This is a genomic window from Pseudoxanthomonas sp. CCNWLW251, assembly GCF_037402255.1.
GTDB lineage: Bacteria > Pseudomonadota > Gammaproteobacteria > Xanthomonadales > Xanthomonadaceae > Pseudoxanthomonas_A.
In genome coordinates this window covers 1-24,679 of the sequence record NZ_JBBEGA010000003.1, presented here as the reverse complement: position 1 = coordinate 24,679, position 24,679 = coordinate 1, and the positions used below count along the sequence as shown (strand labels likewise).

26 protein-coding genes are annotated in these 24,679 nt (G+C 61.1%); 3 read left to right on the top strand and 23 right to left on the bottom strand.

Annotated features, from left to right (window positions below; genetic code table 11):
- Positions 1-13: 13 nt before the first annotated feature.
- The 3 genes from WBN46_RS13160 to WBN46_RS13150 are packed head-to-tail and all read right to left on the bottom strand — an operon-like array spanning position 14 to position 3,422.
- The gene (locus tag WBN46_RS13160; RefSeq protein WP_337731961.1) at positions 14-1,267 is read right to left on the bottom strand and encodes a DUF3526 domain-containing protein; all 1,254 of its coding nucleotides are present in this window, start codon (positions 1,265-1,267) and stop codon (positions 14-16) included.
- Positions 1,264-2,703, bottom strand: coding sequence for a DUF3526 domain-containing protein (locus tag WBN46_RS13155; protein WP_337731960.1), 1,440 nt, complete (start codon positions 2,701-2,703; stop codon positions 1,264-1,266). The genes WBN46_RS13160 and WBN46_RS13155 overlap by 4 nt, the downstream gene beginning before the upstream one ends.
- On the bottom strand, positions 2,700-3,422 hold the full coding sequence (locus WBN46_RS13150; protein ID WP_337731959.1) for an ATP-binding cassette domain-containing protein: 723 nt from the start codon (positions 3,420-3,422) through the stop codon (positions 2,700-2,702). The genes WBN46_RS13155 and WBN46_RS13150 overlap by 4 nt, the downstream gene beginning before the upstream one ends.
- Positions 3,423-3,565: 143 nt before the next feature.
- On the opposite strand from WBN46_RS13150, the gene WBN46_RS13145 reads away from it, so the two are divergent.
- Both WBN46_RS13145 and WBN46_RS13140 read left to right on the top strand, forming a co-directional pair.
- Positions 3,566-4,012, top strand: coding sequence for an Rrf2 family transcriptional regulator (locus WBN46_RS13145; RefSeq protein ID WP_192310777.1), 447 nt, complete (start codon positions 3,566-3,568; stop codon positions 4,010-4,012).
- The gene (locus WBN46_RS13140) at positions 4,009-4,902 is read left to right on the top strand and encodes an NAD(P)/FAD-dependent oxidoreductase (RefSeq protein ID WP_337731958.1); all 894 of its coding nucleotides are present in this window, start codon (positions 4,009-4,011) and stop codon (positions 4,900-4,902) included. Before WBN46_RS13145 ends, WBN46_RS13140 begins: the two co-directional genes overlap by 4 nt.
- Before the next feature lie 147 nt (positions 4,903-5,049).
- Here the strand turns inward: WBN46_RS13140 and WBN46_RS13135 are convergent, their stop codons facing one another.
- The 5 genes from WBN46_RS13135 to WBN46_RS13115 all read right to left on the bottom strand — a co-directional run bounded on the left by WBN46_RS13135 (position 5,050) and on the right by WBN46_RS13115 (position 10,667).
- Positions 5,050-5,517: a Mov34/MPN/PAD-1 family protein gene (locus WBN46_RS13135; RefSeq protein ID WP_337731957.1), complete on the bottom strand. Its 468-nt coding sequence runs from the start codon at positions 5,515-5,517 to the stop codon at positions 5,050-5,052.
- Entirely contained in the window at positions 5,492-7,246 is a 1,755-nt protein-coding gene (locus WBN46_RS13130; RefSeq protein ID WP_337731956.1) for a ThiF family adenylyltransferase, read from the bottom strand. Before WBN46_RS13130 ends, WBN46_RS13135 begins: the two co-directional genes overlap by 26 nt.
- 11 nt (positions 7,247-7,257) lie before the next feature.
- Positions 7,258-8,322 carry a cyclic GMP-AMP synthase DncV-like nucleotidyltransferase gene (locus tag WBN46_RS13125; protein ID WP_337731955.1) on the bottom strand — a complete coding sequence of 355 codons (1,065 nt, stop codon included), beginning with the start codon at positions 8,320-8,322 and terminating at the stop codon, positions 7,258-7,260.
- The gene (locus WBN46_RS13120) at positions 8,309-9,430 is read right to left on the bottom strand and encodes a patatin-like phospholipase family protein (RefSeq protein WP_337731954.1); all 1,122 of its coding nucleotides are present in this window, start codon (positions 9,428-9,430) and stop codon (positions 8,309-8,311) included. The genes WBN46_RS13125 and WBN46_RS13120 overlap by 14 nt, the downstream gene beginning before the upstream one ends.
- A gap of 157 nt (positions 9,431-9,587) precedes the next feature.
- Positions 9,588-10,667, bottom strand: coding sequence for a site-specific integrase (locus WBN46_RS13115; RefSeq protein WP_337731953.1), 1,080 nt, complete (start codon positions 10,665-10,667; stop codon positions 9,588-9,590).
- A gap of 104 nt (positions 10,668-10,771) precedes the next feature.
- Between WBN46_RS13115 and WBN46_RS13110 the strand changes: the two genes are divergently transcribed.
- Positions 10,772-11,782, top strand: coding sequence for a DNA-binding protein (locus WBN46_RS13110; RefSeq protein WP_337731952.1), 1,011 nt, complete (start codon positions 10,772-10,774; stop codon positions 11,780-11,782).
- A gap of 466 nt (positions 11,783-12,248) precedes the next feature.
- Here the strand turns inward: WBN46_RS13110 and WBN46_RS13105 are convergent, their stop codons facing one another.
- The 15 genes from WBN46_RS13105 to WBN46_RS13035 form a co-directional block, all read right to left on the bottom strand.
- Positions 12,249-12,566 (bottom strand): hypothetical protein, encoded by a 318-nt coding sequence (locus tag WBN46_RS13105; protein ID WP_337731951.1) that lies wholly within the window; start codon positions 12,564-12,566, stop codon positions 12,249-12,251.
- Positions 12,559-13,311, bottom strand: coding sequence for a TraX family protein (locus WBN46_RS13100; protein ID WP_337731950.1), 753 nt, complete (start codon positions 13,309-13,311; stop codon positions 12,559-12,561). Before WBN46_RS13100 ends, WBN46_RS13105 begins: the two co-directional genes overlap by 8 nt.
- Positions 13,193-14,377, bottom strand: a complete 1,185-nt coding sequence (locus WBN46_RS13095) for a zonular occludens toxin domain-containing protein (protein WP_337731949.1) — start codon at positions 14,375-14,377, stop codon at positions 13,193-13,195. The genes WBN46_RS13100 and WBN46_RS13095 overlap by 119 nt, the downstream gene beginning before the upstream one ends.
- 2 nt (positions 14,378-14,379) lie before the next feature.
- A complete protein-coding gene (locus tag WBN46_RS13090; protein ID WP_337731948.1) occupies positions 14,380-14,688 on the bottom strand; it encodes a hypothetical protein in 309 nt (102 codons plus the stop codon).
- Positions 14,688-16,247 (bottom strand): hypothetical protein, encoded by a 1,560-nt coding sequence (locus WBN46_RS13085; protein ID WP_337731947.1) that lies wholly within the window; start codon positions 16,245-16,247, stop codon positions 14,688-14,690. Before WBN46_RS13085 ends, WBN46_RS13090 begins: the two co-directional genes overlap by 1 nt.
- Before the next feature lie 128 nt (positions 16,248-16,375).
- Positions 16,376-16,597 carry a hypothetical protein gene (locus WBN46_RS13080; RefSeq protein ID WP_337731946.1) on the bottom strand — a complete coding sequence of 74 codons (222 nt, stop codon included), beginning with the start codon at positions 16,595-16,597 and terminating at the stop codon, positions 16,376-16,378.
- 322 nt (positions 16,598-16,919) lie between these two features.
- Positions 16,920-17,225 (bottom strand): single-stranded DNA-binding protein, encoded by a 306-nt coding sequence (locus tag WBN46_RS13075; RefSeq protein WP_337731945.1) that lies wholly within the window; start codon positions 17,223-17,225, stop codon positions 16,920-16,922.
- 2 nt (positions 17,226-17,227) lie between these two features.
- Positions 17,228-18,103 carry an adhesin gene (locus WBN46_RS13070; RefSeq protein WP_337731944.1) on the bottom strand — a complete coding sequence of 292 codons (876 nt, stop codon included), beginning with the start codon at positions 18,101-18,103 and terminating at the stop codon, positions 17,228-17,230.
- Positions 18,104-18,350: 247 nt separating this feature from the next.
- Positions 18,351-18,554, bottom strand: a complete 204-nt coding sequence (locus WBN46_RS13065) for a hypothetical protein (RefSeq protein WP_337731943.1) — start codon at positions 18,552-18,554, stop codon at positions 18,351-18,353.
- Positions 18,551-18,730: a hypothetical protein gene (locus tag WBN46_RS13060; RefSeq protein ID WP_337731942.1), complete on the bottom strand. Its 180-nt coding sequence runs from the start codon at positions 18,728-18,730 to the stop codon at positions 18,551-18,553. The genes WBN46_RS13065 and WBN46_RS13060 overlap by 4 nt, the downstream gene beginning before the upstream one ends.
- A gap of 1,100 nt (positions 18,731-19,830) precedes the next feature.
- The gene (locus WBN46_RS13055; protein ID WP_337731941.1) at positions 19,831-20,010 is read right to left on the bottom strand and encodes a hypothetical protein; all 180 of its coding nucleotides are present in this window, start codon (positions 20,008-20,010) and stop codon (positions 19,831-19,833) included.
- A 369-nt stretch (positions 20,011-20,379) separates the two neighbouring features.
- Positions 20,380-20,595, bottom strand: a complete 216-nt coding sequence (locus WBN46_RS13050; protein WP_337731940.1) for a helix-turn-helix transcriptional regulator — start codon at positions 20,593-20,595, stop codon at positions 20,380-20,382.
- A 577-nt stretch (positions 20,596-21,172) separates the two neighbouring features.
- Positions 21,173-21,346, bottom strand: a complete 174-nt coding sequence (locus tag WBN46_RS13045; protein WP_337731939.1) for a hypothetical protein — start codon at positions 21,344-21,346, stop codon at positions 21,173-21,175.
- A 193-nt stretch (positions 21,347-21,539) separates the two neighbouring features.
- Positions 21,540-24,344, bottom strand: coding sequence for a right-handed parallel beta-helix repeat-containing protein (locus WBN46_RS13040; RefSeq protein WP_337731938.1), 2,805 nt, complete (start codon positions 24,342-24,344; stop codon positions 21,540-21,542).
- Positions 24,345-24,475: 131 nt separating this feature from the next.
- On the bottom strand, positions 24,476-24,679 hold a 204-nt coding region (locus tag WBN46_RS13035), incomplete at its 5' end, for a hypothetical protein (RefSeq protein WP_337731937.1).

Genomic DNA, 24,679 nt, shown 5'->3' with positions numbered 1-24,679 from the left:
GCAGCGATGGGGCTTAGTGGGGCTCGAACGCGGGCGCTCGCGGGTAGTCCGCTTGCCGGAACGGCTCATCGCGGAAGAGGAAGCGGTAGTAATAGGCACGCAGGTCGGCGTGATAGGCGCGGATCCGGTCCTGGTAGGCGAGATGCGCCTGCATGTCGGTGTCCGCCAGGCGCGTCAGTGCGGCTTGCATGCCCACTGGCGGCAACAGCCAGCCCAGGTTGGAAGCTGCGGCCGAGCGGTGCTCGATACCCGCACGATAGTCGGCGGCCATCTGCGCGACATCGTCGTCGCCGTTTTGGTGGAACGCGAGGTACCACTTGTAGTGGAACGCGGTCCCCAAGGGGGCTGAGTCGCTCCATTCCGGATAGCGCGCATAGAAGCGCTGCATGGTGTCTTCGCGCGGGATGTCCCATGCCCGGTTGACTGCCTCGCGCTGGGCGCGCGCAATCTCGGCGCCCTGTTCCACCGGAATCGCACGCTCGATCCCCACGTGCACCAAGGCGGGCAGTACGAGCGCGATCGCGACCCAGGACGCCGCAAGGGTCGCGGCATTGGTCGCCGAACTCCATCCGCGCCGGGCGACCACCAAGGAGACCCCGGCCCAGAACACCAGGTAAGCCGTGGCCAGTCCCAACACGCCGGCGATCTTCGACAGCGTTACGCCCTGTTGGAGCGCAACCACCATGAAAGGTACGCCTACGCATGCCAGCAACGCCAACGCGCGGACCATGGCCTTGCGCAGGTACAGGCGGCCAAGGCCCATGGGCAGGCTGCGCAGCATCCGCTCGCGGCCGGACTCCGTTTCGTTGGAGCGCAGGTCGTGGAAGAGCACGATCACGAAGATGGGAAGAAGGAACGTCAGCAGGAACGCGAAGTCGAAGCGACCTGCCAAGGCGAGTTCCGGATTGAAGGCATCTCCGTCGTGGATCTGTGCTTCCAGGCCCAATGCCCGCACGCGCAGCATGAAGGGCGCCACGTCGCGCATGCCGACCGCCGCGAAGGACAGTGCCGACGGTGGATTCCAGGTGGGATGGAAGGAGTAGTAGGCCGCCTGGCCCGCGTCGGTCGACTCACCGTGGGCTGCCGCCACCGCGGCGCTATCGGTGGCCTGCAGGGATGCGATACGGGCGATCGCCTCGCGCTGGCTGTCGATACGCTGCACGCCCGACACGAGACTGGCGACGGTGAGCGCCGTCAGTACGAGCAGGCCGATGACCGGGATGCGGGAGCGCAACAGTAGGCGCCATTCGTAACGCCAGAGGTTCATCGTGTCACCTCCAGCCGGCGTGCGCGCCAGTCCAGCGCAAACAACGCCACCACCAGCCAGGCCAGCAGCATCAACATGCCCGGCAGCATCGCTCTAAGAAGCGTATTGGGCGGTTGAGGCGTGAACGCAAAGCGCGGAATCTCCTGCCAGTGGCCATGGTCGACACGCTTGCGCTGGTCGGCCCCGGCGTCGCGGGCGGTGTCGTCCGCGTAAGAGACACCATCGGCCTGCAACTGGTTGAGCTGCTGCACCATGCGATAGCGGTGGGCCTCGGCCTGTTCCAGGAACCGTAGATGCGCCGACAGATCCGTGGCTGCAGCGGCCATTGAGACCTGGCGCAGGGCGATGGACGGACTCAGGATGGAAAACCAGGAGACCAATCGGTTCTGGTCATGCTGGATGCCAGCGCTGCGCGCCGCATACTCGTCGAAGAGGCGGGACGTCAGGCGTTCGCCTTCGACCGCCAACAGTCCCTTGTAGTTGACCGGCAGATCCTCGACGCGCGTGACCCCGTAGCGATCGAGGACGCTCTGTCGGAACTTGTTGAAGTAAGGATCGTTGGGGTCATGACTGTCGCCCATGGCCCGCAGGTCCCGCGCGATACCTACCTCGGTCTGCAGTCGGTCCGGCAGCGGCTGCGCTGCATAAGCGACGTCGGGCGCGATGCGCGGGATCAGCAACGTGGAGAGCGCCCACAGCGCTACCAGCGCAAGCAAGGCGTCGCGCCGCCGCTTCATGACGGCCGATACGAACGCAATGAGGACCGACCATAGACCCAGGTACAGCACGTACGCCGCCATGACGACAGACGCGACCGCCGTGGATGCGGCGGGCGCGGCGGCCATGGTCGCGAGGCCCACGAACGCAGGCAGCATGAACACGCCGGCCACCACGAGCAGTGCCAGAAGCTTGCCACCGACGATGCTTCGGGAAGACGCGCCCTGCAGCATCAGTTGCCGCAAGGTCCCGCGCTCGCGCTCCTGCGACAGCACGCCGTGACCGAGAAACACCAGCACCAGCGGTGCGAGTACCTGCAGCACGAATGCCGGCGTGAGTTGGCCGAAGCGCGTCAGGATGGAGCCCTGCATGACATCGCCGAAGTTGGCCGTGTTCTGGCGATGCCCTTCCAGGAACATGCTGCTGCCGGTGAACGGATCAACGCCCGCATCGAAGGCAGCCAATGCGGAGGGCAGCCGGTAGACGAAGTGGCCGTAGTGGACCACGCGATGGGGATGGCGGTCCGGCTGAGCCTCGAAGGCGGCTTGCGCTGCGGCCTGTTGGCGGCTGCGGTATTCAGCCGCACTGTTCATGTGGTGCAGGGAGACCACGGTCGCAACAACGGCGAGCATCGCCAGCAGCGCAATCCCTGCCAGCGCCGTGCGGTTGCGGAGCATCGCGCGCAGTTCGTTGCGCATGACAGGAACGCGCGCACTCATGCGGCGTGCGCTCGTCCGGCGAAGTGGGCATGCAGCGCCTTCAGATCGAAGTCCGCGCGATCGGCTTCGTGCACGATCCGGCCATGCTCAAGCACACCGATCCGGTCGGCGACGTCGGCCGCGCCCATCAGGTCGTGGGTGACCATCAGGACCGAGGCGCCTCGCGCCCTTACCGATTCCAAAAGGCCATGGAAGTCCGCGCTCGCGCCCGGATCGAGACCGGAGGTGGGCTCATCGAGCAACAGCAGCGGCACTTCGCGCATCAGCGCCGTGGCGATTGCCACCTTCTGGCGCATGCCCTTGGAGAACCCACCAAGGCGCTGCCGCCACGCCGACTCTTGCAGTCCCGCAGCGCGCAGGGCATCCCCGATGGCCGATGCATCGTGGCGGCGACCGGCAAGCGAGAGCAGATAGTCGACGTTCTCGATGGCGGTGAGGTGTTCGTAGAGCGCGACGTTCTCTGGCAGGTAGGCCAGCTGCGCGCGCGCCTGGTCCGGCGCCTGCCATGGCGTGAAGCCACCCACACGGACCTCGCCGGAGGTCGGCTTCAGGAAGCCAAGCAGCACGGACAGCGTCGTTGACTTGCCAGTGCCGTTACCACCGAGAAGCGCGTAGATGCTGCCTCTTTCCACCTGAAGGTTGAGGCCGGAGAGGACCGTCTTGCCTGGAAAGGACACGGATACAGATTGGATGTCGACGACACGATTGGGCGCGTTCAAGACTTGTAGGGTTCACTGCGGGGAGCGATTTACCATAATGTAATAACATTACATTCACAAGAACAAGACAAACGCCGCGGCTCTCCTCCTCGCCTCGCGGGCACGAGTTGACTGACTCCACTTCATGTAACAGTATTAGTTACATGAAAAGAGACAGTCGCCTTTCTGCCGTCCTCCACGCCTTGCTGCACATGGCTGAGCGCACAGAACCGATGACCTCAGAGGAACTGGCGCTGTGCCTGAGCACCAACCCGGTCGTCGTCCGTCGAACGATGGGGTTGCTCCGCGAGGCGGGGCTGGTCGCTTCAGCGAGAGGGCACTCAGGCGGTTGGCATATCAAGGCGGACCTCTCCAAGGTCAGCTTGCGCCAACTGCATGAGGCGCTGGGTGAGCCGGCGTTGTTCGCCATGGGGAATCGACACGAGAACCCTGAATGTCTTGTTGAGCAGGCCGTCAATGCCGCCCTGAGTGAGGCCTTCGACGCAGCCGAGGCGCTTCTCCTCGAGCGCTTCGCTTCGGTGTCGCTGGCGGACCTGGCGGAAGACTTTGCACGCCGGCACAAGGCACATCTCGAGAAGGAAACCCAATGAAGAACTACGATGTCATCGTGGTAGGTGGCAGCTATGCGGGCATGGCGGCTGCACTGCAGCTCGTGCGTGCGCGACGCACCGTTCTGGTCATTGATGCTGGCAAGCGGCGAAACAGAGCCGCCTCGCACTCGCACGGATTTCTCTCCCAGGACGGCGCAGATCCGGCCGTCATTGCCAACACGGCGCGGACGCAGTTGAAGGCCTACCCAACGCTGTCATGGGTGGACGATCTTGTAGTGAAGGCGTCCGGATCGCGCGATGCTTTCACCGTCGAGACGGCTACAGGCGAGGTATTCGGTGCTCGTCGACTGCTTCTGGCAACGGGTGTCTCTGACACGCTGCCGGACGTGGAAGGTTTGGCTGAGCGGTGGGGAACCAGTGTCTTTCACTGCCCCTACTGTCATGGGTACGAACTTGATCAAGGACAGATCGGCGTGATCGCGGCCAGTCCCATGTCCATCCACCAAGCGCAGCTTTTGCCGGAGTGGGGATCGGTGACTTTCCTCACCAATGGCGTGGTGGAATTGGTTGAGTCCACGCTGCAGGATCTCTCAGCGCGTGGCGTGATCGTGGAGACAACCCCTATCGATAGGATCGAGGGACATGCCGATGTGATGCTGACAGACGGCAAGCGTCTCGCCTTCGCGGGGTTGTTTACTGCGCCAAAGAACGCTCCGTCGACCTCAATAGCGGAGGACGTGGGTTGCGCTCTCGCTGAAACTCCGATGGGTACACAGATCCAGACCAGCGAGACCAAAGAAACCAATATCGCTGGCGTTTTCGCATGTGGTGACGCTGCTCGCGTTCCTCACTCGGTTTCTCTGGCTGTTGCGGATGGCGCATGGGCGGGTGCCCAGATCCATCGTTCTCTCGTGTGGCCGGAAGGCTAGGCTAGCCCATTTCTTCCAAGTAGCAGCAGATCCCCTATGTCCGCTTCTGGCCGGAAGCGGACATGGGCGTGGTAGGGGATTAGAAAGATTTATCGGGGGTAGGGCAGGTCTGGTCTTGGCCAAGAGCGGACGCTAGGCCGTTAATTCCTAACCACTCTGAAGCCTGATGTTGGACTGTATCCGCGTGCCGTCAGGGAGGTAGGTATGGACGGTGGCAATCAGCCCTCCCTCTAATTCGAGCTTGGCGATCAGCAACACTGCGAAGTTCGCGCCGACTTCCTCGTCCTGGACGATCTGAAGCATTGACAGGTCATCTGTTCTACTTGGGTAAGGTGCAAATGATGGGTGCGAATGCCATTCGCCAAGATAATTGAACCGGGTGTAGTCATGTTCGGTCTGTTGGAAGAATGCGCGAAGCCGTCCCATGGCGTCCTCGATTCTTCGCACGAATGAGGCGAATGCACCGCGACGATGCACGGTCATCTCCCGGACGATGAAGAGATTTGGTCCGACATGCTCGCCCATCAGGATTCCACCGACCTCGCGCCGGCCGGCTTTCCGGAGCGCCGCCAGCAGCAACTCGTGCTGCTCAGGCGGCAGGATCAGCGTCAGCACGCTTTTGTCCTTCGTACATCCTCAACAACGCTTCCACGACGGCATGCCTGTCTTCGCCAGTCCCGGCGTCCTCGCCGCGCTCCCAGCCATGGCCCTGCACGGCGACCGGGCGCGTGTCGAACGGTGCCTCGAAGATCCACTCGCGGCGCATGCCCAACAGGTACACCGAATAGGGAAACTCGCTTGAATCCTGGGACAACGCGGTATCGATGGCCAGCCGGGTCAGCGCGGTCGCCACGAAGCCGACGTCGCTGTCGTATGCGACCAACGGTTGTTCTTCGGTTCCGTCGTAGCCTGCCGTGTTCTTGAAAGGCGCGTCGGGAAGGGTCGCCAGGTAGGCGTGGTAGGCGTCGCGAACCGCCAACGGGTTCGGATCGCGTCCCGGGCGCGCCCGCGCGATCATCCCGCCGTAACCGCCGGCGAATATCTCGCCCCAACATAGCGGCGTTTCCTGCCGCGTCGCTAACGCTGCCAGCAGCAGGAAGACTTCCGGATTGGCGGTGGCATCGATCAGCAGGTCGCAGTTGGACAGATCCTTGAGCGCGGCTGCCGCTGTCACCGCTGACTCCTGACCGGCGAGACGAGTGGTTCGCGTATCCACCTGCACTCCAGCGGCAATCAGTGACAGTGCGTCACGCGCCGCTCGTGCCTTGTGCGTTCCCACGTAGGCCCAAGACAGCTCGTGGCGCACCATGTTGCCGGGCGCGAGGTAGTCGTCGTCCACCAACAGGAAGCGGCGGACACCGGATCGCGCCAATGAAACCGCGATCTTGCTGCCCATTGATCCGAGCCCGACGATGCCGACGCGGACATTGGACAGTCGTTGCGATTCCTCCGACAACCTGAAATCGGAAGGCGACGGCCACACGATCCTGTGCTCCAGCAACTCCGGCTGCTCGCCCGAGTCGATCAGGAACACCTGCAGCGACGACAACGCCGTGCCCAGCAGCACGATGGTTCTGGCCTTGTACTTGCCGGCCTCCTGCACCAGGACGTCGTCGGTGGCAAATCCCGCCTCTACTAGCACTCGCACCAACGCCTCGGCGGATTCGACGGATTGGCGCTGGTCAAAGACTTCGCTATGAAAGATCCATCCATCGCCGGACAGAGAGAACAGCGGGAGCGATGTTGCGATACCTTCCGGAACGTCGGCCACGTCTTGCAGCACGTCCTGCGCGTCGGCGACTTTCGCCGCGAACATGACGACTGCACCCAGGTTGTACACGATCGCCGATTTCAGCCGAGTTCGGGACGGTAGCGGGAGCGCCGTCCACGTGGCCAGTAGCCCGGTGGTGGCCACGAAGCGCCGGCCCGCGCCGCGCATGTCCTGTCCCTCCGTCAGGCGGTGCGCCGAGGGCGCCGTGTTCGGCAACTCGGGATGCTGTTCAGTGCTCAGCAGTTCGTGTGCGCTACGCACCATGTCTGCACCCGTCACGTCGGGATGCCAGTTGTCTGCCCGCCACTGCAGGCACAGCGGGCCGCCGGCCCCGTACTGGTGGCCGGACCATCGCTCGGATTTGTCTCGCGGACAGATGTAGGACGGCGAGTCCGGAAACATGGCCGGATAGGTCATCCGCCCCGCAAAGACGCGGCCATGGATGGTCATGTCGAGATCGACCGCAATCGAGCCGTCATCGGACATGCGCCAGGCCGTGCTCAGCCAGCCGGCCTCGGCTTCGAGACGATCGAGTTCCGCACGCTCGCGCAGGAAGCGCGCGGGATCGTCCATGGCCCATTTCATCAGGCGAAGCCCGAGGACTTGTTCGGCACCACCGGGCGGCTGGGGAAAGTGAGGCCAGCGGCAGCGGCGGCGGCAGGCTGGAGCAGGGACTTGGCCGCAGCGGCGTCCTTGGCGATCTGGGCGCTGAAATAGTCCGTGTTGAACACTTTGTCCCAGGCGTCGCCCGCCTTCTTGCGCGTGCAGTCGTATTCGTCGAGAACTTTTAGTGTCTCCAGTGCCTCGCCCAGGCAATTGCGGAAGAAGATCACGCCCTCGTCGCCTTCCTCCGCGAGATTCTTGTCCGCATACACTGGATGGCCGATGCGCTGACTGAAAACCAGTTGCGCCTTGATCGCCTTCCAAGTGTCGCGCAGGGCGTCATCGTCCCGGCCGAGACGCGCCACGAAGTGGTCTACGACCAGTTTCGAGATGCAGATGCCGCTGGTGATCTTTTTCTTCCAGGCAACGCGGCTGCGGGCCATCTTCTTGGTCAGCTTGGTGATCCGCCGCAGTTGGCTGGTATCGGACTGTCCCGCCTTCAGTTCCGAGCCGACCGCATCGTTGTACCAGCGCGTCACCTTGCGGGCATCCGACTTGACCCAGTCATCGCCGCTGGCCAGTTCGTACTCGACGACCTCGTTGCCCCAGAAATCCTTTGTGCGGATCGTGCGGTAGACGGGGATGTCGATGTGGTAGCCGTACGGATACTGCTGGCGCACGCAATTGGTCTTGACCATCGCGTCGTAGGCCAACCGGTCGTCCTTCAGCGCGTTGCGGGCCCGGGTGCGGGCCTCGCGTGCGCCGAGGTAGTTGCCATTGGCGTCCTTCAGGTCTTCCTTGTCGAAATACACGCCATCGTCGATGTCGTAGTCGCAGGCATCATCCTGGACCATGGTGCGCATCGCATAGGAGCCCTGCGAGCTGAACTCCTTGGGCAAGGGATGGCCGGCCTTGGCCAACCCGTTCTTGAGGCGCGTGCGGCCGCTGTCGCGGCGGTTGCGCATCTCCGTCTGGTCGTCGTTCGAGAGGTTCACCTCGTCCGCGTGATACCCCTTCATCTCTTTGTTGCAGTCAATGGTGGTCATGGGCTTGTGCCTCGGGCTGCTGGCGACTGGGATCGGACGCGCCCGCCAGTGCATTGCGGAACGCGCTCATCCGATCGTCTGATTCAGTCGTCGCCCAGGCGAAATCGACGTCGGAGATGGCTTGCCGGGCGAGCGCGTTGAGTACCTTGGGACGCGCGTCGTCCATGTTTTCCAGATACCTGTGGAGCTCGCCGGACGGGCATTGCGCCGGCAGCCGGTAGGCGAAGCTGCCGTGCCCCCGCAACTCCGCGATCTTCTGCGCGAGGTAGCCGTATGCGACCGCCTGTGCGTTTATGCTCGCGGCGATGGCCTTGAGGCCGCTGTCCCAACCCAGCGCCCCGCGGTGCAGTTTCTTGGCGCTCTTGAGTTCTTCGCCGCCCTGTACGGGAAGCGTGCCGAGCATGTACAGGTGGATCGGGCGATCGGCCTCGCCGCGCCGCTGAAGGATCTCGTGCGCTTCGATCATGCCCACCGCCCCCGGGTTGTTCGCCCACAAGCCACCGTCCACGTAGTCGACGGTGGCCTCGCCGCCACCGGGTTCGGTCAGGCGTGCGATCGATCGCAAGATGGGGGCAGCGCTGGTCGCCATGCAGGCGTCCACCAATAGCCGCTCGTTGTCGCGCCCGTTGAGACGGTCCATGTGCGGGGTCTTGAAAACCACAGAGGCATGGCGGTTCAAATCCACCGTGGTGATGGCCAAGCCGATGCCGCGGCGCGCGTAGACCTGCCCCATGGTCTCGGTGCCGAAGGCATCGGTAAGCACGGCATGCAAGGCCCGGTCGCCGGCGGCAAGGCCGGAGAACAGGCCTCGGACGTATTTGCCCAGCTTCGGCACTGCCCGCAGCCGCTGCCGCGGGAAAATCTCCCTGCCATGAACCTGGTACAGCGCCAGCACCTTGCCGAGCGGGATGCCCGCTGCCAGGGCGCAGGCGACAATCCCGCCGGTACTGGTGCCCACCAGCAAGTCAAATGCCCGGCCCGGATCGATCTCTCCAGTGCCTGAGACGCGGAGCTGCTGCGCGAATGTGTCGAGATACGTCGCCTGGTAAACGCCGCGCATCCCGCCGCCGTCTAGGCACAGGACTCGAAATGGCTCGGCAATCCCCATATATGCACCCACGCTGGCTCTTTGACCACCACATATGGGCCACGGCGCACGTTTTCAAGAGGTTCAGGATGGCGGACTTGCTGAAGGCCGCCAGCTAGATCCTGCACCGACTATGGCTGTATGGGGCTGCTTCGGGTCGTAGTGGCCGGAGCGGAGGTCACTTCAGCAGGCGTGCTGCTGGATTGTCCTCTGCAGCGCCCGCCTGAAAGTACCCAATAACGCTCGCCACGGAACGATGCTCCGTCATGGCCATCACTGCCGGCAGCGGCACCCCTTGCTTCCCAGCCTCGGTGACAAACCCGGATCGCAGGCTGTGCGCCCCAAAGTCCCCATCCAACTCGGCCAAACGGGCACGACGCTTCACGATCGCAGCTACCGAGCCCGGGAGCAGGGCAGGGCCGACGCGCCCCTTCCAGATACGCCGGAAGAGCGCTCCTTCCTGGATTCCTGCCGCCTCGAGCCAATCGGAGAGTGCCTCCGCACTGCGCCCCAGGATCGGCTTGTCCGGCGTCGAATCCGTCTTCACCCCCGCCTGCTGCGTCTTCGAGTACTCCAGTCGATAGATGTAGCCATCCTCGCCGACCTTGCGTAGGTCGCGCATGTCCGCTGCGGCGATCTCGCTGCGCCGACGCCCGCCACTGGCGAAACCGAAGCAGAGCAGGGCACGATCGCGCAGACCTTCCAAGCTGTCATCGCAGGTCGCCAGCATGGCCTCCAGTTCGGCGCGGGTGATGGCGCTCTTCTTGGCTGGGCGCTCGCCGCGTTTGACCGCAGCGCGCCGGGCCCGACTTAGGAGCGTACGGACACTGGGCAGCTCGCACGGGTTGGCCAGGCGCTTGAGCTTGTGCGCCGTGGACAGCACCGCGACGCGCTGGACCACCGTCGACAGCTTCAGCGGCCCGACCTTGGCCTTGAGTCCGGCCGCCACCAACGCTTGGTCGATTGCCGGCGGCAGCTCGCTGACCAGGCCGGTCTTGCTCTTGCGCTGGATGTGGTCGACGAGGAACTGGATCACAACGGCTTCGCTCGCCGGCAGGGCCAGTTCGACGCCGTAACGTGCTTGGTGCCAGCCGGCCCAGTAACGCAGGGCGGTCGCGTAGCTGCGGGTGGTGTTTGCGGCCGCGGCTTCGGCGAGCAGCTCACGCACCGCGTCGGCGGCCTGCTTGGCTAGCTGTTCTGGCAGCACCAGCTGGGTGGTCGTCGCTGTCACGCCCGGCAATGTGCTATTTCGTTTCATACTATGTAAGGTACGCTATGAAATAGAGTGTTTAGTAACGATAATCATCACTTATCGTGAGTACGTATTCAACGGGGCAGGGCGGCGACAGAGGAGGCATTGCCATGGCACGTGGTATCACCGAAATCGATGTTCATACTGCCGCCGACGAGCTGGTTACCAAAGGCGAACGCCCCACGGTCGAGCGCATCCGGGCACACCTGGGCACGGGCTCTCCCAATACGGTGACCCGCTGGTTGGAAACATGGTGGCAGGACTTGGGGCCGCGGTTGCATAGCCATGGGGTGCGCGTGGCGATTCCGGATGCCCCTGAAGCATTGCTTGATCTAGCAGGGCAATGGTGGTCCCTTGCACTGGCCAGCGCCCGTAGCATTGCTGATCAGGCCTTGGCGGATGATCGAGCGCAGCTGGAGGCCGAACGGGCAGATCTCCAGCAGGCTTCAGCCGCCCTGGAGAGCCATAGCCGCGGCATCGAGGGGCAGCTCGCGGCCGCGCGCCATGCCGAACAACTCGCCCTAACCCAGACGGCAGAACTGCAGCGTTTGATTAGCCAACTACAGGGACAACTCGCCGAAACGAGCAAGCAGCGAGATGCGGCTTTAGCGCAGTCCGACCATGCGCGAGAAGTAGTAAGTCAGCTCCAGCGGCAGCTGGACCAACAATTGGTGACTTTTCAGGCCGAGCGCGCGCGTCTAGGCGAACATGCTCGGGCAATCGAAGATCGGGCTTATCAAGAGGTAGACCGAAGCCGGCAAGAGGTCAAAGAGTTAAAAACCCAACTGAGTGCGGCCAACAAGGAGCGTGCTCGGCACGAAAAGGATGCCGCGACGAACGCACAGCGCGCTGCCCGCGAGCTCAGCCGCCTGATTCAGGACGCCGCCGCCCAGAGGGCCCGCGCAGACGCGTTAGAGACACAACTGAGCAGCCTCAAGGATCTATCTACAGCCGTGCGAACAGCTCTACTGCCACCGAAGGCCAAGGCGGCCGGGGCTAGTACACCGGGCCGTGGGAGACCGTCATTAGGGCAAAAGACACGAATTAGGAAAAGTTCGCGGAAAGCAAAGGTTAGGAAAATCAACGACAAGCGCGAATTAGGCGAAAAGGACAGCAATTAGGAACACCGACAAAGTGATTCCTTCGGCGGATATTTAATTTCGCATAATGCCTATTATGTCAAATAGGATTCCGGGGGACTGGGCATGGTGGGCACGGCTCCTACGCTGGTGGCTGGCATGGAAGCTGCGTGGCTCCAAGCTCATCACAGGGAGCTTGACCGCATGCCGCGCACCGTGAACACCTCCGCACCCCGCATCGTGGCCATCACCACAGACGTACCCGAGCCTTGGAGCGGCTGGCACTTCTCAGCCAGCGGACGCCACCTGATAAGCCCGGAACGCGACAGGATCACGCCTGAGCGCCTCGCCGGGCTTCTCTGGCGGGACTCCATGGAGCTACGACGCGCCGGCCTGCGATCACGCCGGGAAGCCGAAAAGCCGGTTCGGCGAGGACCGGTCAAAGTGGTCATCGTTGACCTGGCTGACTGGCACGCCCGGAACGTGGGAACCCGTGCGGGATGAAGCGTCACCGTAGGGGCGCTGCCCCTACACCCAGACCATGGTGACGGCACAGATAGCGGCCGGAGGAACGCACCTGACTGACATCTCGCATCATGTCGATGCCGTTGAGGGAGAGCCAGACTTTGCACGACAACCCGAAATGCATGATTTCGAACTCGACCAGGTCGCGAGCGTGCAGGTTGCGAACGGTCTGGATGGCCTTGCCGGCGACCGAAAGAGCCGTGTCGATCGTGACGGCCCTTTCCCCTGCAGGCGGAACAGCCGTGTAGAGCCGGTCAAGCAACTGACGCTGTGCCTTAGAGAGATCACCGAACTTATCCATGGGCAACGGCCGCAAGGATGACCAGGTGAGCAACATAGTAGCCGACGAAGAGCCAGCGATGCCTGGGCACATGCACATGCAGCTTGGACACGAGCCAGAGAACCGGCAGCGCCAACAGCGCCCATAAGCTTCCGTTGACGAGCGTAAGCGTATTGACGGCAATGACGCCAACCACCATCGACACCATGCTAGGCCGATAAACAAACCAGCAGGCGGATGCCACGACGGCGACACCGAACCACAGGTAGTCGACAACAGCGCCGGCAATGACGAACAGCACGGCAGCCCAAAAATAGCCGCCTTTAAGGCACGCCTCAGCGACGAGGACGCCAGCGGCCAGCGTGAACATGATGTTGCCCGGTATCCAATAGCCGAAGGCAGCAGCATGAAACGGCTGAGCAACAAAGCCGGCAATCAACATCGTGCGAAAAGACCGATTGAACTTGTCAGCGCTATACCGTGCGAACAGGTTGTAGGCCAGCACGAATGCGAAGATCGGAAAGACGATACGAGACGCGTCAGCCATCCACTCGAACACCCCACCCCACAGCACTTTGTTCGCATGATCCAGCGTCATCAGGACCAACGCCAACCACTTGGCTATCTCACGACCGCCACTAGCGAACTCATTGGCAGGTGTCGCAGGTGTAACCGGGGGACTCGGGGAACGTCTTGGAGAGGTTGCGGCCGGTGGCGACGCTAACAGCGGATGATTCACGGGTGGGCTCCTGATGCGCGTACGCATCGACCTGGGCGGAAGAGGAAGGCATCTGGCGATAGGGGTTGTAATCCTGCCCTCGCCTTGCAACGGTCCTACAGGCAGCGGGCTCCATCTCATACGCCGTGCCCTGCTCTGTCAGACAGGTACAGGTGTAGTCCTGCCAATCACCGTTGTTGTCAGAGCCCTGCCCTGACGACATGCAATAAAGCTGGGGGTCGGCAGTAACGGATCGATCATCGAACACCGGAGCAGACCATGGAGCCTGACCACGACGCGGCTGATGCGCGAGGTCGTACTCCTGCTGCGTATGCCACTTAGGCTGACCGGACTTACGCTCATTGGGCGGAGGAATATCGGAACCTAGCGCGACACTTTTCCGAGGCTGTTCCGCTGATGAATCACCACCGCCCATGATCTTGACGGCAAGGAAAATAATCGTGCCTACAAACAGGACGCCAGCAATCACCGCCGTAGTGAGAGTCCGCATGTACTTGGCCGAAATCGTGCGCTTGACGGTATGGATTTCAGCGGACTTGTAAAGATCGTAGCAGTCCTTAGGAAACGCCCAACGCTCGTTATCCTCTGCCTTAAGCGCCTTCTCACTGCGGACGTTGTCAATGCAAGAACTGCGGCGATAGATCGTCGCTTCCTGCCGCCCGTTTTCGCGAACAAGGTGTTCATGCAAACCAACAAGCTGACGAATGTTGAGATGCAGCAGCACGGGATGCTGTGTAAGCAGAACGAGACGCACACCCTGATGACGTAGGGTTTCCATTGCTTGAATGCAAAGCGGTACGCCCTTTGACGGCTTGCCGGTAGTCGCGTCCTGGACAACCTCAGTGACACCAGCACGCCAGAACTTCTGAGCCTCATCGACAACAAGCACTGACCCCGGAGGAAGCTCTTGCCACTTCCAAGGATCGTCAAACGGCTGTACACCGGGAACATTTATCCCGTTGATGTTGCACACGAACACCAACTCACCGGCAGCTATCGCTTGGCGGATATACCACACAGCGCGGAGGGTCTTGCCGCTACCCGGTGGCGCGGTAATAAGCGTGATTGACGCGGTATCGCCAACAAAAGACATGACTACTCCGACTTGGCGAGGAAGATCTTTTTCGCTGCGATAAGCGAAAGACCACTGACGTAAATACCAGCAGCCTTAGTGACACCGAACAACGCCAACCAGCACTGCCAAGCACCGGGTATACCGTTCCACATCTGGATGGCGTGATCTATGAGCGGTTGAACAATGACTTCGTTAGTAGCGAGGACGAGTCCCACGCGCCCCAAAAAACCCGCAACCATAAGCACAGCCTTGGCGGCAAAAAAACGCATGATCCACGGACCAAGCGCGGCGAATACAGACCCCAACACAGCGACGACGGGAGCGGGCATTAGGAAGCGAGCCTCACAGCAATGTGGACGTAGGCAGCAGCGACCACCAACCACCCAATAGCGGCGGCGAGATTCCACCAGCCGGCAGGAAGTTCGATAGCGTTACCCATGAGCTCTAACGACGTGGAGAAGCTACACATGCCGGGAGAGCCACCGCCGAACATGTTGGGATTGAAGCTGCTGTTGTCGAACGTACCGAAGATGCTGGATTCGGAAACACCTTCATGACCATCACCACCGGCAGCAATGGCATCAGCCTGAGCCTTGTTCGCTGCATCACGATCTGACATGTAGTCGTCCAGCTCGCTTTCACCGGTACCATCCTGCTCAGCGATCTTTTTCAGCGCGCACTTTGACTCCCACTCCTGCATAAGCTGGGAATACTCCATAGCGTTACAGGATTCCCCAGTGCAGAGCGGCACTGCATTGCAGCTACCGCCACTAATGTTGACATTACGACGCGTGTTGCAATCGATACGCCACTGAATCTTTATTTGCATGCACCCTATGGCAGGGCCATTGCAGCTGGGCGGTGCGGCACAGGTGTCACCACCAAACGCCTGTTCCTTGTCGGAATCATTCTCAGGATCTTCATCGTCGTCATCGGCAACGCCATCGTTGTTGGCGTCACGGCCACACGTCCCATTAGGGCGACGAGCCTCACCGGCTGCACATTGACCCTCACCGGGTAAACATTGCCCAGAAGGCGCCCTTACGTTACCTGGCGGACACTCGCTTACCTCCGGCTTGCAATAGAGCGCGCCCTGTTGAATCGCGCCGGGCGTACTTCCCTGAACGCTAACCATGCCTTCAGGGCACGAATTCTCGGGCTTGCACTGCGACCCCTCACGAATCTGTCCGGCAGGGCAATCGGGCTCTACGGGCTGACACACGCCCATACGACCGTTCCAAAAAAAGCCAGCACCACACTCTTCCTTGAACTGATCATTCCCACACATTTCACCGCTATAACTTCGGGTTGACGTTTCGTCGTCACCATTCTGCAGATAGGAGACAACGCAACCGTTGTAACACTGCTTTGAACCACTCAGAGGAAGGAAAGATTGAATAGTGGAAGGACGGCCGGTACACGGAGACTGACATTGATTAGCGTAGGCATTGAAGACCTGACCAACAGGGCATTCGCTAGCCCACATCCAACCAGTACTACCGGTACGAGTAGAGGTGTCGGCGTATACCTCTTTAACGCAAGTGGAACTGTTAAAACGCTGGCCTGTACCTTGAAGCACCCAACGATGATTATCGAGAGTGCCGTTGCGCTCACACCGAAGAATATTAGAAATAACGTTGCCGGCTGAAGTGTTGACAACTTGCTCGCCGACAGCAGCATCACAGGAAGCGAACGCAGAGGGTCGTGTAGCGTACACGGTGGATGACCCAGCACTAACAGCACGCTCCGGCATGGTGGGCATACCACACACGACAGCGTAAGCGTCATTTACACCTAGCAACGCCAGTAACGCGACACCGATCAGAACGGAAAGGCGACGTACAAAGACGCCACTGAACGTCACGGCGACAAAGCGTGGCGTGGTCATCAATCCCAACTCCGCGACACGATCACACCGGCACACATCCACCAGATAAGCATGATCAGTCCATAGCACTGTTCAAACATAAGAATCAGGGGAGGTTGCCCTCCCCTGCCCTGGCACTGGCTGGACCGTTACGGCCGCAGCAGGTTGGCACCACGCTTCGTCCACAGCACCGTGGCGAATGCGATGGCGAGAACGACCACGGCGGCACCGTAGGCGACCATCTCGGCGGTGATGGAACTGGTATCGACGCCACCACCGCCACCAGCCAGCGCCGTACCGGCGGACACCATCAGCAGGGTGCCAACGGCGACGGCACGGGTCTTGACACTCTGGAACAGGTTCTTGCGCATTGCTGCTACTCCTTTGGGTTGAACGCCTTCGCAACGAAAGCGATGAGAAAGAGGCTTGAAAGGAACACACCACCGACCGCGTTAGCCTCCAAAACGGTCGGGAAGTAGTCCACGATGCTCGCCTGATCGACCCACTGCTCCGCTAGGCATGTCTGAGTCGTTGAGTCGTAGTCGATACAGGTAAGCACCTTGGACATACATCACCTTGGCTTGCCGGCTCGGGCGGCAGCGAAAACGAGAAGGCCGCAGATCACTACGCCAGCCGCGAACCCGAGCAGAAACGCGACTTGTGAAACCTCAGGGGCGCAGAAATCGGCCATGGTTAAGCGGCCTTGGCAGCAAGCTTTTCTTCAAGCCGCAACAACTTGAACTCATAACGACCGAGCTCGAGTTCGCCGTACTCACTCACCTTGAAAGAAGAAGGGCAAATCACGTATTTGCCCACGGGATAGGCAACCGGCTTGTCATCGACCATGGGCGGCGTCAGCACGAAGCGCTCGGGGAACCGGTGACCGTTGTGGATATAGCCCTCTTGCTGATGCAGCGTGTAGGGCTGACCGGTGGCCTTTGATTTACCAGTCTTCGTGGAAATGGCAATGTCGAAAATTTCGATAACGATCTGAGACATGATCAAACTCCTACGTGATTGAAAAAGGAATCGCCTTCAGGCGTGAGGACTTCGACTACCCCACTCGACCGCAGCAAAACACCACTGCCGGTGAAGCCTTCGAACTCGTATGGGGAGAACAACCAGTAACCACGCGACTCCCCACGCGTGAGAAACCAACCACTCTTGCGGATGACCTTTTCTTGCCAGTCTTCCCAGACACCAATGACGCGACGGAGAACGCGTTCGGTACGCTCATAAACTCGCTTGACCGGGTGCGAGTCGTGATGCGCGAACTTCTTAACCCACCGAGGCGCGAGCGCATACGCGACGGGACCACGCTCGACCATCTTCAAACCACCGTATCCCCAGAGACGCGCACCTTTGGGCATGTGACGACCTGATTTGCTCTCCTGCTTACTTGCGTACTTCGCGAGATAGCCAACAGGTGAGTGCGCAAAGATCGCTTGCGTACTCCCATGGGGCCACCAACCTTGCTTATCGGGCATAGGCGGTTTTATGCCCTTAGGCATCCACATGACGATGTGGTAATGCGGCCGACCAATGGCTGTCATCTCCATCACCCAAACGTAGTGGCACTCGGGAATCGCGCAGTGCTTCGCGTTACGCTTAAACCACTTCCGGTAGTGATCAAGCAGCGTGGGAAGCTGATCAGCAGCCCACATCCCGTCCTGACGGTACGTAAGCGTGATCATGGCGACGCGATACGGACTTGCGCGGTGATAACGAGGCCTTTGACCAACGCGCTTTGTTTTCTCAAAAAGCGGCTCACCGTAGACATCACGAAACTTGTCATCGATTGCTTTGGCAGCAGCAGACACGCCCTTGACGAGCTGATGAAGCCGCTTCTGAGCCATCTGACCGGAAGTGATTTCCATCACTTCTGACTTGTTGAGAAAAGAGACAAGCCCAGCTGTTTCGGACCTTGCGCCTCGCTTCGCTCGCCGCTGCGGACCTCAACAGCAGCCCCATCAGAAACACAGGCAGCGACGTAGGAACGCTCACCACGGTCGTAGACCTCAGCGCCAGAGATGGACTCATAACCGCATTGGCGGCAGCGGTAGAAGGTGCTGGAGTAGCGAGGACAGGGAGTACCGCACTCATGACAGGGCGTGCTTTGCATGGCTACCACCCTCCCCGCTCATCGAGCAGCGTGCAGCGCGCTGATTGGGGTCGCCATTCGCAATCGATGCTGCTGTACATCTGAGCCGCAACAAAGACGAGCAGCAACAACGCGCCGCCGACCATGAACGTCACGAACGCTAGCCAGAACGCTATCGCGAAGTGTTGTTCGCCAATGCGGCGACGAAAGAAGCGAGGGCGACTCATGCGCGATCCCCTGCCCTACGGGCTTCGTCGCGGAGCCGAATGGCATCGGCGTAGTGCTCGACGAAGCGGAGCCAGTTAGAGTCCGACCGCGCGCGCCATTGAAGAATGACCAGGTGCGCAGTGCCGACGCCGACAGCAACGAACGCTATCGCGGCACCGATGAAGAAAGTGACCATGCGTTATCCCCTGCCGTAGCGCCGTAGAGCCCGGACACCCCCGCTACGGCGCGGGGGGCCGGGTGGTCCGGGGGGCCGAACCTATGTCCGATGAACGTCGGACACGGCGCATGTAAAGTGATTATCAGACAGATGTCAAGAGGATATCGGACATGGCCGTAGTGGCAGCATTGATGGACAAAGCCCGCGCACGCCGCGGCATCACCTCAGACAACGCCCTAGGCATAGCCTTGGGGCGTTCTAGGCAGGTCGTGAGTCAGTGGCGAGCAGGCGACGCCTACCCCGACGAGGAGCTGATTGTGGCGCTCGCAGAAATGGCAGGAGACGACGCCGCCGAGTGGCTAGTCGCAGTCAAGGCCGTGCGGGGGGAAGGTAAAGCCGGGAAGGTATGGGCAGCCCTCGCGAAGCGATTGGCCACCACGGCTGCGATGTTGTTATGCGCAATCGGTTTTTCGAGCGCAGTACCCGGAAACGCTTACGCTGTAAGCGCTTCGCCCTCTGAAACACCTGGTGTTTTCCAGTCAATGCCTATTATGTAAAACCGAACTGGGCGTGGTGGGCACGGCTGCTCCGTTGGTGGCTGGCATGGAAGCTGCGTGGCTCCAAGCTCATCACAGGGAGCTTGACCGCATGCCGCGCACCGTAAGAGATCGAGCGTATTCTCGTGCTGGCGTGCCAATGGACCGCGCGACCCCAGGTTGCGCACATTGTTCGGGCGGAACGGGTTCCAGCGGGCAGGCAGAGCCATGTCGAGTCTCCTTCAGAGTGGCGGCCCCATCTCTGGCCGCCCCGAAAGAATGCCTCTCCTGGAATCGTCGGTTTTGATCTGGGTCAACAAAACCTATCGACTGAGCCCGACACACGACAGGTTCCGAACGAACGGGGAAGGTTCCGCGCTTAAGGCATGTAACCTCGAGAAAGAGCCCTGATCCCCTACTCCGCCTAGGTCTGCTTCCGCCCATGGTGGACATCGGACGCGCGGCGACTCCCTCTCGAAGTATCAGCTAGCTCCATCTGACTCCTACTACCTTCGAGCATTTGTCGCTGGACGACATCAGCCGATCCCACTTGGGTAATCCGGTCGCGTCTTTTTACATCGATCAGCCCGCTGATGCTGAAAGGAAGACATCGATCAGCGCAGGAGTGAGCATGTCCAGACGGAAGAACCCTTCGCGCTGGCTGTCCAGTTCGTCGGCGCGTTCTCGATGAGACTGCGGATCAGAGCGTGTCGGGTCCCGGGTTTCATGGCATACCGCATCACGCCGGGAACGCATCTCCATCGCTCAAAGCCTACTGTCTTAACCAAAAGTGGCGCTGCTTCTTGGGATCACAGGAGCATCTTGCACGCTCCCAGCGCTTTCCAGCCAGCTGTGGTCAGCCGGCTCCTGCAAGCACCCTGCGTTCTGGGGCAGCGAAGGACAGCTGGACTCTACCAGACACGGAAACACGAGCCCAAACAGGGCGGCGCGCATATTCACTTGATCTCCCCTGCCCGAAGCAAGGCTAGAACGCTGTCTAGCCGCCCAACGGATCGCCGCCCAGTCTCGTATTCCGATGCTCGCGCACGGGGCGGCTCGGCCCGCCCCCACGCTTCCCGTGAGCGCGTCTTGTAATTGAGAGTCACCATGCCTCCGAATCGACCCGCCTGCTCACTCAGGAAGCACGATGTCACCGCGACCGGTTGCCAGCCATTCGATCGAGACGTCTGTTGTGTTCGCAACCTCAATCAAGTTGCTTACGTTGGGTTTGGGACGCTCACTGACCTCCCAGTTAGCAACCGCACCGCGCGTCACACCGACCCGGTCCGCCAACTGGCTTTGTGTCATCCCCGCACGCTGACGCGCCACGCGTACACGCGCTGCCATGTCCATTTTTCCGCTAGCTCCGCCAACTTCTCTTACGGATTCAACGCAAACCCACCCCTACCTCCCTACCTCCACTCGCGACCGGCATGGATGAATGGTTCATGGAACGGCTATGGGCTTCGGTGCAAGCAGAAGCCGATGAAGACGAATCAAGGGCTAGGAATACGAGGCCGATAACATCCATGCGGCGTCTCCGCCTTTCGTTGATCGCCAAGAGCGATGATTCATCACGGACAAGGGGGGTGTGACGGAGATTTTTCGGCTCAGCGAGTGGCCGAGCGACGCGTCACCTTGGAAGATCCGTCGCGCACCACACCGATGTGTGGAGGCGAAGACAGTCTCCCAACTATCGCAAGATCATGTGGGGCCTTCGCGAATCCGGCAGGCGTCGCAGCCGCGACCAAGTGCGATGGCTGATGAAGATACGTGTTTTCCAGCGCAGATCGGCTACGTTCGCAAGTCACCGTCATCGCGGTGACAGTGGAATTTTTCTGGCGTCCCGTCCAATGCTTGCGATCAATGAACTTTCACGCCTTCAATCAAGCAGAAGATGTTTCCATGACCAGCAGCTATCCGCTCAAACGAAACACCCGTTTCGATCACGATTGAAATCAGATTGATGGTATTCGGTTTTTTTGCGCATGCTGATTTCCCAGTTCGCAACGACGCTGCGTGTCACCTCGATCCGGTCCGCCAGTTGGCTTTGCGGCATGGCTACCCGCTGACGCGCCACGCGTGCACGCATCGCCATGTCGTCCATATCCCGCCTCACATCGCTTCAGGGCATCCGGCCTCGCTCCACGTCACCTGGCTCTGTTATGGCCGTCGCTCTTTTCATATTTCCGGCTATGCGAGCAAGCAAGTGCCAACGAGGGCTGGGTTCATAACATCGCACGTTGGCGACGAGCAGCACCCTCATCGTTCAATGCATCATCGCAGCGCGCCTACGGCACGCTGCAGGTGACAGTGAAGGTGACGTTGCTGTTGGCAGGGAACGTGGGAATGGCCACGCCGGTGTTCTGCAAGGTGTCCACATCCAGCACAGACGGGCACACAGCGCCGCCCGTCGTGCCGCCGCAGCTCACCGCCGTACAGGTCAGCCCGGTGGTCGTGTCCCGCACCAGAGCGCCATCGGCCGCATCCGGACCGGCGTTGCTCACCACCACCGTATAGCTCGTCGTGGTCCCGCTGGTCACCGTGTCGTCGGCCAGATCGCTCGGGCCCGAGGACACCGTGTTGGTCTTGGTGATCGACAGGTTGGCCTTCGACATCCGCGTATTGACGAATTCGCAGGTCAGGTCATCGCCGGCCGCCGGTGTCACGCTGAAGCCGGTCCCGCTGCCGCTGGGCGTCTGGCCGCCCGGCGCGGCATTGACACAGCTGTACGTGGTGACGTAATTCGTCAGCTCCGCGCCGGCTGCCACCACTTCCGACAGGGTGTAGGTCCCGCCGAGGGTCGCCTCACCCACCGTCACCATTCCTGTCGCCGTACTGCCGCTGCCACTGGTGGTGACGGACGCGGGGGCACCGGGGCCGACAATGCTCAAGGTGAACTGGTCCGCGGCATTGAAGCGACCGCCAGGCAGCGACTTCTGCAGACGCACGGTAGCCTGCTTGCTGTTGGTATAGGTGCACGTAATAGTCTCGCCCGCGTCCAGGTCGAGCGTGGCTGCGCCAGTGCCCACGTTCACCGTGCTGCCGCTGTCCGGGTCGACGCAGACCAGGTTGGTCAGGGTCCAGCCGGCTACGGTCGTCTCGGTCACGGTGTAACTGCCCGTGGCCAGGTCGGTGAACGTGTGTATGTTCGGCAACGTCGCGTCGGCATCATCGTCCAAACTGAAGTCGCTCAGGCCGGTGCCCGTGGTGGTGAAGACAAAGTCCTGCGCATCGTTGGGCAATGCATCCTTGATGATGACAATGCTGCCGCTCTGCACATCAGTGTCAGTGGCCGTGTTGTCGGCCGGTGCCGACTCGGACACGCCTGTCGGCACGGCAATGCTGGCCGTATTGGTCAGGCTGCCGCTGGTGGCCGTGGCAGTGGCGGTCAACGTGAAGGTGACGCTGCCGCCCGGGGTCAATAACGGCACCACGAGGCCCGCGCCCTGCATCAGGGCCACGGTGGTATTGGCGGCCGCCGGGCATTCCGAGCTGAGGGTAGCGCTGCCACAGGTTACGTCGGTCACCGACAGACCGGCCACCGCCGGGTCGGTGAAGACCGCATCGCTGACCGAGGCAGTGCCGTTGTTGGTCACCACGAGCGTATAGACCAGGGCCTGCCCGGTGGTGTACGTGGTCTGCCCGTCGGTCTTGGTGAGGGACAGATTGGTGGTGGACGGGCCGCTGAACTCGGAGGTCGCGCCCGCATCGCAGGTTGCGGTGAGGCAGCGGGTCGCGGTCATGCGCAGGGTGGACGCGTCCATGCCCGCAACGTTGCAGCTGCTTGGCAGGGTGGCGCTGGGACTGGCTACGACGCACGAGCCCAGCCAGACCTGGCCCTCGCCGTAGCCGGTCGGGTCCACACCGCCCGGGTTGTTGTGGAAGTCGATTCGGTACCCGTTGGGGTTTGCCGTCGTGTCGAGGACGAACTTGACGGTGTTGCCCGCAGTGCTGGTGACCACCGGGAAGTTCTGCACGCCGTTGGGGCCGGTGTCGGCATCGCCCGGATCGTTCGGGGTCACGCCATTTGTGGCCAGGTCGATACCCAGTCCAAGGTTTCCGGAGATATTGGTGTTGGCGTACACGATGTTGTCGGCAGCATTTATGCCGGTAATGTTTACGCCGTCACCCTGATTGCCTGTGATGATATTTCCGGTGATGACGTTGCCGTTGGTCTGAATCAGGTTTGTGCTGGGAAGCCGTACCCCGGCCCCGGAGTTGTTGGTGATCGTGTTTCCCTGGATAAGATTGTTGTTGAACACGCCTATCTGTCCCCCGCCGCCGTAACCGGTGACGGATACGCCCGAGTTGCTCCCACCGGTCACCGTGTTGTTGGTGATGATGTTGTTGCTGGCTCCGTAGGGACCGTCGAACTGCATACCCAACCGGATGCCGATGCCCGTGCTGTTGGTGATGGTGTTGCCGTCAACCAATATGTTGTCAGCCGTGAAAAGTGCGATGCCGGAAGATCCGCCCGTGACCGTGTTGTTGGTGATGGTGCCGTTGTAAGCCGGATTCCCCAGGTAAGGCGAGCCATCGGTGTTGTAGTAATTGATGCTGTAGACGCCGCCGGTCACTTGATTGTCGTTCGTGGTGACGTTGTCGCTATCGCTCACCAGGATGGCACTGCCCGTCGTCACGCCCATCGTGAACGTGTTCCCTTGAATCAGCATGTTCGATGCGCCGTTGACGCGCATCGTAGTGGCTGGATTGACGGTCCCGGTAAATCCCAGGTTCAGAAGCTGGCTGTCGTCGGCTTCCTGGCCCTCAAAAATCAGGGATTCGAATGCGCCGCCCGCGACACTGACGGCATTGGCTCCGTTGATGATCACGGTGTCGGTGACTATGGGAAGCGTCGAAGAAAGCGTGATGGTTCCAGACACGCTGAACACGATGGTGTCATCCACCGCCATGGTGGCATTGGCCTCGTCAATGGCCGCGCGCAGGGTGGTGCAACTGAAGCTTGGACTGGCGCCTGTGCATAGACCCACCGAATCGCCCAGCGTGGTCACCGTGTACGTGTCCGCATAAGCGCGAAACGAGAATAACGCCAAGGCGATTAGTAGAACCTTCGAGATCTTAATAGGCATCATGAGTACATGTTCAGATTGTCTGTTTTTCCATGAGAAGCCACTCCCGCTACTTCTGAGGCAACGCCGTCGTCGTGGAAATGGTCGTTGGATCGGGCCTGGTAAGTTTGCTCCATGAAGCGCCATTCGCCACATCAGTACCTGCCTGCCAGGTTGAGGAACCAACCCTTGTGGTCGTAATCGAAATCGGTCAGGTCGTCGCTGAAGTCGGTGAAGTTGTAGCCCACACCGACGCGGAAATTCTTGTTGAGGTCGCGGTCGACGCCCACCAGGAAGCCCTGTTTCGTGCCGCCGTTGTCGACGTCCAGCCAGCGATACTCGGCCAGCGCGTGCCACTG